This window comes from Niallia sp. NCCP-28 (genome assembly GCF_023168165.1).
In the GTDB taxonomy this organism is placed as follows: domain Bacteria; phylum Bacillota; class Bacilli; order Bacillales; family Cytobacillaceae; genus Niallia.
This window is the reverse complement of record NZ_BQYJ01000021.1, coordinates 1-13,510: the sequence shown is the minus strand read 5'-3', so window position 1 is coordinate 13,510 and position 13,510 is coordinate 1. Positions and strand designations below refer to the sequence as shown.

13 protein-coding genes are annotated in these 13,510 nt (G+C 34.5%); 5 read left to right on the top strand and 8 right to left on the bottom strand.

Features of this window, described 5'->3' with window-relative positions; genetic code table 11:
• Nucleotides 1-539 precede the first annotated feature (539 nt).
• Together NCCP28_RS23100 and NCCP28_RS23095 are read left to right on the top strand one after the other, a co-directional pair.
• Nucleotides 540-1,721, top strand: coding sequence for a DUF4317 domain-containing protein (locus NCCP28_RS23100; protein WP_248563511.1), 1,182 nt, complete (start codon nucleotides 540-542; stop codon nucleotides 1,719-1,721).
• A gap of 305 nt (nucleotides 1,722-2,026) precedes the next feature.
• Nucleotides 2,027-2,812, top strand: coding sequence for a hypothetical protein (locus NCCP28_RS23095; protein ID WP_248563510.1), 786 nt, complete (start codon nucleotides 2,027-2,029; stop codon nucleotides 2,810-2,812).
• 714 nt (nucleotides 2,813-3,526) lie between these two features.
• Here the strand turns inward: NCCP28_RS23095 and groL are convergent.
• Both groL and groES read right to left on the bottom strand, forming a co-directional pair.
• Nucleotides 3,527-5,158: a chaperonin GroEL gene (groL, locus tag NCCP28_RS23090; RefSeq protein WP_248563509.1), complete on the bottom strand. Its 1,632-nt coding sequence runs from the start codon at nucleotides 5,156-5,158 to the stop codon at nucleotides 3,527-3,529.
• A 78-nt stretch (nucleotides 5,159-5,236) separates the two neighbouring features.
• Complete coding sequence (gene groES, locus NCCP28_RS23085) at nucleotides 5,237-5,521, bottom strand: co-chaperone GroES (RefSeq protein WP_248563508.1); 285 nt, start codon at nucleotides 5,519-5,521, stop codon at nucleotides 5,237-5,239.
• A 465-nt stretch (nucleotides 5,522-5,986) separates the two neighbouring features.
• Here groES and NCCP28_RS23080 point away from each other — a divergent pair, with 465 nt between their 5' ends.
• The gene (locus tag NCCP28_RS23080; protein ID WP_248563507.1) at nucleotides 5,987-6,712 is read left to right on the top strand and encodes a CPBP family intramembrane glutamic endopeptidase; all 726 of its coding nucleotides are present in this window, start codon (nucleotides 5,987-5,989) and stop codon (nucleotides 6,710-6,712) included.
• Nucleotides 6,713-6,928 carry a DUF4305 domain-containing protein gene (locus tag NCCP28_RS23075; protein WP_248563506.1) on the top strand — a complete coding sequence of 72 codons (216 nt, stop codon included), beginning with the start codon at nucleotides 6,713-6,715 and terminating at the stop codon, nucleotides 6,926-6,928. It begins immediately after the preceding gene.
• A gap of 51 nt (nucleotides 6,929-6,979) precedes the next feature.
• Here NCCP28_RS23075 and NCCP28_RS23070 read toward each other — a convergent pair whose 3' ends face one another.
• Nucleotides 6,980-7,636, bottom strand: coding sequence for a redox-sensing transcriptional repressor Rex (locus tag NCCP28_RS23070; protein ID WP_248563505.1), 657 nt, complete (start codon nucleotides 7,634-7,636; stop codon nucleotides 6,980-6,982).
• 68 nt (nucleotides 7,637-7,704) lie between these two features.
• Nucleotides 7,705-8,184, bottom strand: coding sequence for a cyclic pyranopterin monophosphate synthase MoaC (moaC, locus tag NCCP28_RS23065; RefSeq protein WP_248563504.1), 480 nt, complete (start codon nucleotides 8,182-8,184; stop codon nucleotides 7,705-7,707).
• A gap of 197 nt (nucleotides 8,185-8,381) precedes the next feature.
• On the opposite strand from moaC, the gene NCCP28_RS23060 reads away from it, so the two are divergent.
• On the top strand, nucleotides 8,382-10,307 hold the full coding sequence (locus tag NCCP28_RS23060; RefSeq protein ID WP_248563503.1) for an ABC-F family ATP-binding cassette domain-containing protein: 1,926 nt from the start codon (nucleotides 8,382-8,384) through the stop codon (nucleotides 10,305-10,307).
• A gap of 293 nt (nucleotides 10,308-10,600) precedes the next feature.
• Here NCCP28_RS23060 and tsaD read toward each other — a convergent pair whose 3' ends face one another.
• Genes tsaD through tsaE form a run of 4 tightly spaced genes read right to left on the bottom strand, consistent with a single transcriptional unit; the run spans nucleotide 10,601 to nucleotide 13,231 of the window.
• Nucleotides 10,601-11,620 carry a tRNA (adenosine(37)-N6)-threonylcarbamoyltransferase complex transferase subunit TsaD gene (tsaD, locus tag NCCP28_RS23055; RefSeq protein WP_248563502.1) on the bottom strand — a complete coding sequence of 340 codons (1,020 nt, stop codon included), beginning with the start codon at nucleotides 11,618-11,620 and terminating at the stop codon, nucleotides 10,601-10,603.
• Nucleotides 11,620-12,066 (bottom strand): ribosomal protein S18-alanine N-acetyltransferase, encoded by a 447-nt coding sequence (gene rimI / locus NCCP28_RS23050; protein WP_248563501.1) that lies wholly within the window; start codon nucleotides 12,064-12,066, stop codon nucleotides 11,620-11,622. Before rimI ends, tsaD begins: the two co-directional genes overlap by 1 nt.
• Entirely contained in the window at nucleotides 12,066-12,779 is a 714-nt protein-coding gene (gene tsaB / locus NCCP28_RS23045) for a tRNA (adenosine(37)-N6)-threonylcarbamoyltransferase complex dimerization subunit type 1 TsaB (RefSeq protein ID WP_248563500.1), read from the bottom strand. The genes rimI and tsaB overlap by 1 nt, the downstream gene beginning before the upstream one ends.
• Nucleotides 12,779-13,231: a tRNA (adenosine(37)-N6)-threonylcarbamoyltransferase complex ATPase subunit type 1 TsaE gene (gene tsaE, locus NCCP28_RS23040; RefSeq protein ID WP_248563499.1), complete on the bottom strand. Its 453-nt coding sequence runs from the start codon at nucleotides 13,229-13,231 to the stop codon at nucleotides 12,779-12,781. The genes tsaB and tsaE overlap by 1 nt, the downstream gene beginning before the upstream one ends.
• Nucleotides 13,232-13,510 lie beyond the last annotated feature (279 nt).

Sequence of the window (13,510 nt, the reverse complement as noted above, 5' to 3'; positions counted from 1 at the left end):
ACAATAAAAAAGGCTTAGCTAATATGCAAGCAAGCCTCCATTAATTATCCCTCTATGTTAGAAAAATATTAGTATTTTATTTTCATGTTGCTTACGGGCCATTTTTCTGACTATAATAAAATTTCTCCGATTTAATGCTCTTTCGCAGCTCTTTATGCACTCAGCAATTTACGACCCTCTGTATATGGATGGCTAAATACAGCTTTTCAATTAAATAGTCTCCTTTTTTCCCTTTGCTAGACAGCCTTTTGCTGTTTTTATAATTGATAGAGACAATTTTAAGACATTGCAAACTAAATGTAACAACACAAAAATCACTTCTAACTTTATATAGGAAGTGATTTTTACTATGATTACCGGCTGCTGCTTTTCCTATTCCCCCCTTTAAGTTCTTTTATATTTTATCCTCTGCAAAAAATGCCGTTTCCCTTTATAATCCATAAAACAAATATGGTAAAATAAATAAATTACTAGAAGTTAGAAAGTACTTATATATCTTATAGCACGATAATCGGGTTAGCTTAGGAGTGTTAAACATTATGAACAAAAAGGACATTGCAAATATTCGAAAACAATTCAAAATAAACAATGATTTGCTCAAAATCTCTGACATTTTTAATGTGTATATCATGAAAGAATCAAGTGATATTTATCATTATCAAAGTCAGCCATTTGGCATGCTTGACCAAGATCAGCAAGAATTATTTTTGAATAACTTTAAAAAGTTGCTTGCTGGCCAATTGGATGAGAAGCTATTTGAATTAAAGTTTCAAAGGGATGCCGAAAATAGCAGCCAGCTTATTTTGCATCAAGGATTGCTTAGCAAAGAGGCGGATGACTGGAAAGAGCAAATGCTTCAAATCGTAGACAAAATGCTTGCAAGCAGACAATATGAAAAAGATATTGTTGTCACATTCATTCATGGAGAGTATTTAAAGCCAACAAAGCGCCGAAATGAGGAAAGTGAAACAAGTGAACGAGATACCGTTTACTCCCATCCCTTTATTTTATGCAGCATAAATAATACACAAGAACCAAAAAAAGAGCTGCTTTTTGACTATGTGGAGAAAGAGTTTAAATACAATATTGTTGTGGACCCAATCATTAACCTCCAATCTCCAATGGCAGGATTTCTTTTCCCTTGTTTTACAGACAATGCAGCGGATGTTAACCACATACTGTATTCAGCAGGCAAAGTTCATGAACCAGATTATCAATTTATCGAAGAAGTGTTAAATGGCGAAGAAATAATGACCGCCCAAGACGATAAAATTGTATTTGAAGAAATCATTAAAGACGTCACGGGAGATCAATTAAATACCTCCACCCTATCCAATGTCTATGAAGAAATTAACCGGATAATTGTAGAAAACGAAGAGGAAGAACAGCCAAAATTAGACTCCAAAGACATCGAACAAGTCTTAAAAATGAGCGGCCTTGAAGATATAAACACAGAAAAAGTAGAAACAGCCTTCAAAAAAATTATTGATGATGACAAATATGAGATAAAGGCAAATAGCATCTTGCCAAAATTCACTTCCAAATCGATTAAAATCCAAACAAAAATCGCTAATATTTCGATCAGTCCACCAGATTTAAAGTACGTTAAACAAGTGGAATTAAGCGGAAAACGCTATCTGATGATTGAAGTAGAAGAAAATACAGTCATTGAAGGATTTACCATGATTCCAGAGGCCTTTGGGAGCAGTTCAGAGGAATGATAGATATGTTTTAGAAGAAGCTTAGTTCTCATGCTTTCTGCTTCTGCAAAAAGGAATAGAGCCTAAACAACCTGCTTTTACATGTTAGACCTCTATTGGATATTTGAATTTATTGATCAGATATTCGCTTGCTAAAGAAAGAGGCTTCTCATAAGCTAACTAAACTTATGAAGAGCCTCTTTAACATTCTCTATATCAGCAAAATGTTAAAGTTCTTCAATTGAATGATGGCTGCGGTCAAAGGAATGAAGCAATTGTTTACTGGAAATTTGATATAATGGAGTTTTCAAGAGAGGGGGAACAGGATGAATAAAATAACAGCATTATTTTTTGTTTCAATCATTTTCTTGCTAAGCGGCTGTACTAGAGATTTTACAGAGGATTACACCGTTAAATACAAAGACTTCTTAGATTATACGCTCGGGGATTGGAAGGTAGTGAAAAAATCCGAAGAACACAATAAAGCAATTGCAGCAGGAGACTATAATGAAAACTTCATAGCTTGGGAGATTGCTTATAAAGACAATGAGGGAAACGAACAAATCTTGCATATGGAGAATGATGATCCACTTATGAATAGTATAGGGCCACATTTAAGTGCGCTCTACAGTAAAAAAATAAGAGATATTGTCGGCACTGCACCTAAATCCATTTATTTATATAATTCGAACCTAAGTGGAACGATGATGAATATTGCTTATGATGAAAATCCGGATAAACTATATGAAAACTATAAGGATATTTATAAATTCAAAAATATTACACTGCAAAGTGTTTTTGAAAATTCTCCTTTATACTTAGTGGTGCATTTTGACTTTCCAGAGACAATGACAGATGAAGAGGAACTAACTATCGTTAACGAAACGAAAGAAAAAATCTTATCATCTGTTCCAAATGTGAACATGATGATCAAACGCTTCGAAGGAGGAAAAGTTTTCGATTATTACATTAATGGAGAAAAAATCATCTTAGAAGAAAACGAGCTTTACGCTGAATATCAAGAAAAGGAAATTGGAGATACATACTTATTTGAGGAAATTCTAAGAAATACTGTTCCACATTTCGATATCGAGCACCTGGTTGAAGATTAGAAGTTGATGGCAAAGAGTTATTTTGCCTTTGTCTTTTTTGGGGAAGAACCTTAATGGCAACGACACAATATATAAATCAAAGAATTAAATATTATTCGATGAAACAATAAAGTGAAGGTGGAGTCATATAATTTATTGGCTTGTAGTAAAAATCAATTATTTCCAATCTCTCAAAATCACAACAGATGTGACTTTTATAAGGGAAAGAACTGAACGAACGGGTTATCTTTTTTCTTGTGTTTAAAAACAGCTACAGAAATTATAAAGCACATAATCAATAAAATCCGAACAAAAATAACCAACCAGGATTCATTCCCAATCAACGTTCCCATAATGTGTCGTCGAGCGTCTGGCGCAAACTTTCTGCTGAACTAGCACGAATGTAAATGCTTCATTCACAATTAAACTAATCTTTGTTAGTTTAAAACCATTTGCTGCAAAAATTCCAATCCCATCTTACATAATTTGTATCTTGTGTTCATTCCAAATATTTTCTAATTAATCCTCACTTAAAGGCGCCCTGTATATCTGTTTTTCTAAATTATCGGCAACATGATTCTACCATATCAAAAAAGAGCAAACAATAAAAAAGAGGCTTCCCAAAAGTTTTGCAACTTAATGGAAAGCCTCGCTAAAAACTTATCAGCTAATTTCGGACACTTAACAAAGTGTAAAGACTTGCAAACGCTGATATAATAAGGTTTTATACCCCTATTACATCATGCCGCCCATTCCACCCATGCCGCCCATGTCAGGCATTCCACCTTGGCCAGCTGGTTCTGGTTTGTCAGCTACTACTGCTTCAGTTGTTAAGAACATAGCAGCAACACTTCCTGCGTTTTGTAATGCAGAACGAGTAACTTTTGTAGGGTCTACAATTCCTGATTCGATCATGTTTACCCATTGGCCGTTAGCAGCGTTGAATCCTGTGCCAACTGCTTCGTTTTTCAAGCGCTCTACGATAACAGAGCCTTCAAGACCTGCATTGTGTGCGATTTGACGAACTGGTTCTTCAATTGCGCGAAGAACGATATTGATGCCAGTTGCTTCGTCGCCTTCTGCTTGGATAGCAGCAATTTTATTGTATACGTTAAGAAGCGCAGTACCACCACCTGCTACAATTCCTTCTTCTACAGCAGCACGAGTTGAGTTTAATGCATCTTCAATACGTAGTTTGCGTTCTTTTAATTCTGTTTCAGTAGCTGCTCCAACTTTAACTACTGCTACACCGCCTGCAAGTTTAGCAAGACGTTCTTGTAATTTTTCACGGTCAAATTCAGAAGTAGTTTCTTCTAATTGAACGCGGATTTGGTTAATACGTGCAGCGATTTGTTCAGATTCACCAGCACCTTCTACAATTGTAGTATTTTCTTTTGTTACAACTACTTTTGCAGCGCGTCCTAATGAGTCAATTGTAGCTGATTTAAGCTCTAAACCTAAATCTTCAGTAATTACTTCACCGCCAGTAAGAACAGCAATATCTTCTAACATTGCTTTACGACGATCACCAAATCCTGGTGCTTTAACTGCAACTGCGTTAAAAGTACCACGAAGTTTGTTCATGATTAATGTAGCATTTGCTTCTCCTTCTACATCTTCAGCAACAATTAATAATGGTTTGCTTTGTTGAACCACTTGCTCTAATACAGGCAGAATTTCTTGAATGTTAGAAATCTTTTTGTCTGTAATTAAAATGTATGGATTTTCAAGAACTGCTTCCATTTTATCTGAATCTGTAACCATGTAAGGAGATACATATCCGCGATCAAATTGCATACCTTCCACTACATCTAATTCCGTTGTAAAACCTTTTGATTCTTCGATAGTAATAACACCGTCGTTTCCAACGCGTTCCATTGCTTCTGCAATTAATTTACCTACTTCATCATCAGCAGCAGAAATTGCAGCAACTTGTGCAATAGATTCTTTGCTTTCGATTGGTTTAGAAATTGCTTTTAACTCTTCAATTGCTGTTGTAATCGCTTTGTCCATCCCTTTGCGAATGCCCATTGGATTAGCTCCAGCAGTTACGTTTTTTAATCCTTCGCGAATCATTGCTTGTGCTAAAACTGTTGCAGTTGTTGTTCCGTCCCCAGCTACATCATTCGTTTTGCTTGCAACTTCAGCAACTAATTTTGCACCCATGTTTTCAAATGCATCTTCTAGCTCGATTTCTTTTGCGATTGTAACACCATCATTTGTGATAAGTGGTGAACCAAATTTCTTTTCTAATACAACATTTCGTCCTTTTGGTCCAAGTGTTACTTTAACAGCATCTGCAAGAGCGTCAACCCCACGTAGCATTGCACGGCGAGCTTCTTCACTAAATTTAATATCTTTTGCCATTTTGTAAAACCTCCTCAAATTGATGGTTAATTTATCTATTTCATTTTGTTCATTTGTTTTATATGATTTAAATGGTAATTATCCTACGATTGCTAAAATATCACTTTCACGAAGGATTAAATATTCTTTTCCTTCATGTTTTACTTCTGTACCAGAATATTTTGAGAAGATGATGCGGTCATCAACAGATACTTCAAGAGCAATGCGCTCACCATTATCTAAAACACGACCACTACCTACAGCTACCACTTTACCTTCTTGAGGCTTTTCTTTAGCAGAATCTGGTAATACGATACCACTTGCAGTTTTTTCTTCAGTTTCAACTAGTTCAATAATTAAACGATCTCCTAATGGCTTTAACAAGTGAAACAACCTCCTCAAATAATATACAATTTAATAATTATTTATTAGCACTCATTCACCTTGAGTGCTAACACAAGTATTATATTAATTAATCTTTGATTATTTTGCAAGAGACAAGCATTATTTTTTACATTTTTTTAATACTTTTTTATTCCTAAAAAGTATTAATACTTCTACTTAATTTTATTCATTTCATCTTTTTGGTAGCTTCTATTTGAAAGATGGCAGCACTTATTAGTAAAATAGTAAGTATGGGCACTTTTTTATTACAAATCTCTTTCATGATTTAGGTATTCTAAAAGCTTTCTAATGATTATAGAACCTGCAAGTTACTTTGATAGCGAAAGCAATAATGCAATGGCCTATTAACGGCATTTTTGTCTCCTTCTAGAATACCTTTAGTATAACAAGTGAAAGTTGGAAACCTGCCCCTTTAAAACCTGATAATAAAAGGAGCTTTGTGCATTGAAAAAAGAATATTGGATTATTTTAATAACTTATATCGCAATGCAATTTTCTTCCATTATAGGCATACCTCTTCTTTATTTGCTGGGCTCATTTTTTGGATTCGAGCAAGAGGAGATGAAGTTTTCTGCTGTTGTTATTTGGCTAATATTCAGTTTTGCCGCTACACTGATAATAGTCTTGCTCTTATTGCGCAATGAAATGAAGAATTCTATGAGAAATAACCAAGCAAATGTAATCTCTTCTATGTGCTGGGCAATAGGAGGCATTTTCTTATCCTTATTTGCTCAAAGTGCTGCTGGCATAATAGAAAGCTTATTTGGGATTACGCAAGGATCCGAAAATACAGAAAGACTAATGGCTTTTGTAGAACGCTCTCCTATTGTTATTCTTGTGATTAGCATAATTGGGCCCATATTAGAAGAAGTCGTTTTTCGTAAAATAATCTTCGGAACGTTATATAAACGTTTAAATTTCTTTTTATCTGCTTTAATAAGCTCCATCCTATTTGCATTAGCACATAGTGAATTTTCTCATATTCTTTTGTATGCAAGCATGGGTTTTACATTTGCCTATCTTTATGTGAAAACAAAAAGAATTTTAGTGCCGATATTTGCACATGTATCCATGAACACACTGGTTGTTGTCATCCAATTAAATCAAGATGCTATACAAAAATGGATAGAGCAGTCTAATCAGATTACAAAATTTATTGGAGGATTTTAGATGAAGCAATCTGCTTTATTTTCCGGCTTTTTATATATTCTTTTGGGAATTGTATTTATATACTTTGCCATTGAGAACATACAAACAAATCAGGGCTGGGGATTTTTCACCTATATTCTAGTTATACTGGCAACCTTTGATATAGGTTCAGGCATTCGACTTATCGCTTTTCATTTTTTTATCAAAAAGTCAGCTAATAAGAATAAAAAGAAATAGAAAAAAGCGCAAAGATAAGAACGTTTCTCTTCTTACTTGCGCTTTTTCTTTTCACTCTTCTTCCTCTTCCACATTTGGATAATGCTTTAAAAAGTAGACAAGCGATTGCAATTCTACTGCTAAGTCAATATGATGGATGCGAACACTTGGAGGCACACTTAACCGTGCAGGTGTAAAATTTAAAATTCCTTTTATCGAACTTTCCACCAATCGATCCGTAATTGTTTGAGCAACATTTGCAGGAACAGTTAAAATTGCTACTTGAACATCATTTTCCTTGATGATTTTTTCTAAATCATCCATATGATAAATAGTTACATCACTAATATTGTCCTTAATTTTTGCTTCATCCACATCAAATGCCACTTCAATTTTTGTATTGTTATTTTTTAAAAAGTTATACTTTAAAAAAGCAACGCCTAAATTCCCTACACCAATCAAAGCTACTTTTGTTAATTCATCTTGATCTAATGTCTTCCGGAAAAAGGACAGTAAATAATTCACATTATATCCATACCCCTTTTTTCCAAGCGCTCCAAAATAGGAGAAATCTCTTCTAATTGTGGCAGAGTCTACTTTAACAGCCTCGCTCAACTCTGCCGATGAAACACGCTGTTTACCGGAAGAATGCAAATTCTTTAAAAACCGATAATACAAAGGCAGCCGCTTTGCCGTTGCCTGCGGAATCTTCATTACCTCATTATTCATGTTTATCCCCTACCCGTTATTTTTAAAAAATCATTTTTTTATCCGCAACTAAAATGGTTAACTATATACTATCTTCTATAATCGCCATTTTTGCCGCCAGTTTTTTCTACTAAATAAGTTGGGCCAATAACCATCCCTTTATCTACACTTTTGCACATATCATAAATGGTTAAGGCTGTTGCAGCTGCTGCTGTTAATGCCTCCATTTCTACCCCGGTACTGCCAATAGTTTTCACTTGTACAGTAATCTCCACTTCATAATTCTCATGGCTCTTTTCCCATTCAAACGCTATATCTACTCCACTTAAATGAATAGGATGGCACATTGGAATTAAATCAGACGTTTTTTTAGCTGCCATAATACCTGCTACCTGTGCAACTCCCAAAACGTCTCCCTTTTTTATTTCCTGCATCGTTATTTTCTCATATATTTTAGAATTTACTTTAACGCTAGTTTTTGCAATTGCTGTCCGAACCGTTTCACGCTTTTCACTTATATCTACCATATTCGCTCTGCCATCTTTATTAAAGTGCGTAAATTCACTCATTATAAACACCTCTATGCAAAATCATACACTATTTTTTGCCTAATGTGTATGTATATTCTTTATTCTAATTATACTTTAAAGCATATGCATCCTGAATGACAAAAATGGTGACTACTCAATGTCATATGCACTTTATTGCAGTTTTCCTCTCTTTTGAGTTACACTTATTGTACATATTTCCCTGAGGTGAAGCAAAAATGATACTTTTACAAGTAAATCAGCTATCCAAGTATTTTGGAGCTGATCTTATCTTATCAAATATAAAATTAGAAGTTCAAACACGAGATAGAATCGCCCTTGTAGGCAGAAATGGAGCGGGAAAATCCACCCTATTAAAAATGATTGCAGGTCATTTATCTTATGATTCTGGAGAAATTATTAAACCTAAAACGATTGAAATCGGCTATCTTGCTCAAAATACTGGATTAGAATCTACTCTTTCTATTTGGGATGAAATGCTTACCGTATTTAAAGATTTGCAAAAACAAGAGATAGAACTACGCAAGTTAGAGCACTTAATGTCTGATTCAGAAACAATAACGGAACCAAACAAATTCGAAAAAATACTGAAAGAGTACGATCGTCTGCAGTTTAATTTTAAAGAAGACGGGGGATATCAATATGAAGCAGATATTAGATCTGTTCTCCATGGCTTAAACTTTAGTTCTTTTGATTACAACACAAAAATTTCCAGTTTGAGCGGCGGACAAAAAACAAGGCTTGCTCTTGCAAAATTATTGCTGACAACACCAGATATCCTTATACTCGACGAACCAACAAACCATTTAGATATCGAAACATTATCATGGCTAGAACAATATTTACAAAGCTATAATGGTGCTGTTTTAATTGTATCCCATGACCGCTACTTTTTAGACAAAGTTGTAACACAGGTCTATGAAATATCACGCCATCATATTCAGCGCTTTACCGGCAACTATAGCAATTATCTTAAACAAAAAGCAGAAAATTACGAGCGAGATATGAAGCTATTTGAAAAACAGCAAGATGAAATAGCAAAATTAGAATCTTTTATTCAAAAGAATTTGGCTCGAGCCTCTACTACTAAACGAGCACAAAGCAGACGAAAAAAACTAGATCGAATGGACAGACTAGATAAACCTGATGGAGACGAAAAATCCGCCAACTTTGGTTTTAATATTGCAAAACAAACAGGAAATGATGTATTGCAAATCAAGGATGTAACCATTGGCTATGAAGAAAAAACAGTTTCAGAAAACATCAATTTTCATATTACCAGAGGAGACAGTATCGCCCTGGTAGGACCAAATGGCGTCGGCAAATCTACTCTTTTAAAAACCATTATCAAAAAAATCCCAAGTTTCACTGGTTCTATATCTTTTGGATCTAATGTGATGATTGGCTATTATGACCAAGAACAAGCAGAACTTTCTTCTAACAAACGAGTCTTAAATGAATTATGGGACGACTTTCCTTTAAAAAATGAGAAAGAAATCCGAACAGTCTTAGGAAATTTTTTATTTTCTGGAGATGATGTTCTAAAAACTGTCAACTCCCTTAGCGGCGGAGAAAAGGCCAGACTTGCTCTTGCGAAATTAATGATGGAACAATCTAATGTATTAATTCTAGATGAACCGACAAACCATCTTGATTTAGATAGTAAAGAAGTATTGGAAAATGCACTAATCGATTATCCTGGAACCATTCTTTTTGTTTCCCATGACCGCTATTTCATTAATCGTATTGCTACAAAAGTAATTGAATTGCAAAGAGGCGGTTCTACTGAATTTCTAGGTGATTATGACTATTATGTAGAAAAAAAATTAGAACAAGAAGAATTAATGCAGCTGGCTAAAATGAACACTGATAATAAAGTCACAGCTGCTGAAACAGATAAAAGCAATTATCAATTAGATAAAGAAGCAAAAAAAATAGAACGACAGCGACTACGGCGAATTGAAGAAATTGAAAAGCTTATTGAGGATTTGGAACAAAAAGTTTCAGAACAAGAAGAATTATTATGTAATCCAGATGTATTCCAAGACCATGAAAAAGTTTATTCCTTAAATAATGAAATCCAATCCTTTAAAACTCAAATAGAGGACTTGATGGAAGAATGGACGAAATTATCAGATAATTAAACAGAAAAACCGGATATTAAAGTATCCGGTTTTTTCCACATTATTATCCACAATAAAATAGTGATAACAATGGCTTTCCACATGTTTATGCACATTATCCACAATGCGCTTGTTAATTATTCACAATACCCACAGTTTTCTAACTTTTCTCGCTTTTTATCCAAAGAACAAAAATCTCTTATAAATATTTTCATTTGTCTCTGCAATGTTATCAACAATTTTGATGTTTATAATGTTCCAAATTATAAATAATCCCTGTTATACACACAGGGATTATTTATAAAAACCCATTATCAATTGTGGATTGTTATATCGAGTCCAGGATTACCGTTTAAATTCAGGCTTGATCTTTGGCCTTTTTGATAAAAAACAGTGCCTGCTGCTGCAATCATTGCTGCATTATCTGTACATAGTGATAGAGGAGGCACCGTTAATTTTACGGTAGGCAATTGTTGGAACGCATTTTCTAAACTTGCTCTAAGCCCTTTATTGGCAGCAACTCCTCCTGCCAATAGCACTTGTTTTACGCCATACTCTTTCGCAGCTTTTATCGTTTTAGTCACCAGCACTTCTATAACACTCGCTTGAAAACTTGCAGCTAAATCTTCTGGCTTAATCTTTTCCCCTCGCTGCTCAGCGTTATGCACAGTGTTGATAACTGCAGATTTTAACCCGCTAAAACTAAAATCATAACTATCCTCCAGCCATGCTCGAGGAAGTTTAATAGTAGGTGTTCCTACTTGAGCTAATCGATCAATATGTGGACCGCCAGGATACGGCATATTTAACGTTCTTGCTACTTTATCATACGCTTCTCCTGCCGCATCATCTCTTGTTTCTCCAATAACCTCAAAATGACCGTGTTCTTTCATATATACTAGCTCTGTATGTCCACCTGAAACAACTAAAGCTAATAAAGGAAATTCTAATTTATCCACAAGTTGATTTGCATATATATGCCCTGCTATATGGTGTACACCTATTATGGGAATATCATGTGCAAAACTAACTGCTTTTGCTGCATTGACACCTATCAATAGCGCTCCTACAAGTCCTGGTCCTTCTGTTACTGCAATTGCGTCAATATCCTCATAAGTAATTTTAGCGTGCTGTAATGCTTCTTCTATTACTAATGTAATTTGCTCTACATGATGTCTTGAAGCTATTTCAGGCACTACTCCTCCAAAACGTTTATGACTTTCTATTTGTGAAGCAACCACATTTGAGAGAATTTCCGTTCCATTTTTTACTACAGATACTGCTGTTTCATCACAGCTTGTTTCAATTCCTAATATAATTAAGTTATTTTTCATTATATTTTCACCCACATTACTAATGCATCTTCCTGATTATCTGTATAATACCTTTTTCTAATGGCCCCATCCTGGAAACCTAATTTTCTATATAAATTTTGTGCGATAATATTGGAAACTCGTACTTCTAATGTCATTGTATTAGCTCCTCGATTTTTCGCTTCCTGCATAATTTTTTTGAGCAAATTTTCCCCTAATTTATACCCTCTAAATTGTGGAAGTATTGCAATATTCGTGATATGAGCTTCATCCACTACAATCCATACACCACAATATCCTACCAGGTGTTCCCCATGTTCAATGACTACATATGTAGCGAAACGGTTTTGTGTCAATTCATTATAAAATGCTTCTTTGCTCCAAGGAGTAGGAAAAGAGATAGACTCTATAGTATAAACTTCCTCAATATCTTTAACCGTCATATAGCGAAACTCGTACTTTTCCATTATGCCTGTTCTTCCTTTTTGCCCTTATTTGCTTTTAACCAATTAGCCTCTGCCTCTGCCAATCGAATATAATTCGGCGTAAAACTGTGGATATCTTGCCCTTCTTTTTCAGATCCTAAAACAGCTAAAACAGCTGGTCTTGGGTTTTCGTCCGCCACATGTGCAAATTGCGCTTGTTCCAAAAGAGCGGAAGCAATAATATTTTGGTGCAAAGATACATCATTGCCAACAAACAGGATTTTTTCTTTCTCTTCTTTTAACTGCTCTATCCAATCTGTCGTTAAAATCAGCTGATCTTTTTTTAATGTGGCAGAAGAATTCTTTGAAAATCTATATAAACCTGTATAAATTTGTCCCCTTCTTGCATCAAAAATAGGAGATACAAATCCATCATAATAACGACCCACTGATGCAGCAAGAACTTCTAAGCTTGATATCCCAACCAATGGTATTTGCAATGTCCATGCAAGTGTTTTAGCAATCGTAACGCCAATTCTTACTCCAGTATAGGAACCTGGACCATTTGCAACAACTATTTTTGTTAAATCCTTTGGCTTTACATCACAATCCCGCATTAACTGTTCAATTGCCGGCATAGCTCGTACAGAATGATTTTTCTTTAAATTTGTTACATATTCGCCAATTATTTTATCATTATCTAATATAGAAATTCCCAAAACAAAATTAGATGTATCAATCGCAAGTACTTTCATTAAAATAACTCCTTACATATATGCATATATCTTGCACCATTAGGTTCAAAAATAATTTTCCTCTTGTTTTCTTCCTCATATAATAAGCTGATTTTTAAATAATCCTCAGGCAGCTGGTCTTGTATTAAATGTGCCCATTCTACCACACAAACACCATTTCCTTCAAAATATTCATCAAATCCTAAATCTTCAAATGAATCTTTAACTCGATATACATCCATATGATATAGGGGAAGACGACCATTATATTCTTTTATAATGGTAAAGGTAGGACTGTTTACCGTTCTGTTGATATTTAATCCTTTAGCCAGTCCTTTTGTAAAGGTAGTTTTTCCTGCTCCTAAATCTCCTTCTAATGTTATGACATCGCCACTCTTCAATAAGGTTGCTAATTTTTCTGCAATTATCTGTGTGTCTTCAGCGTTTTTTGCAAGCCATTCATACTTATCCATATAATCACCTTATGTTTTCTATTTTTTCTTATCTTTTATTATACTCAATTCATCTTCCTGTCTAAAGCATGTAATCTATATAGAATTATTATTCCATCATTCCTATATATCATAATTTATGTTTTCTATTCTTATTATTTTGTTTTAGTCTATTTCGGTAATCAGCTGCAAATTTTAGTCTCTTTTTCAGCAGCAGAATTTTCAAGGGATTTTTGTGCTTTTATACAATAAAAAATCCTTAGGTTTTTGATCCTAAGGATTTTTTATTGTATGGTTATT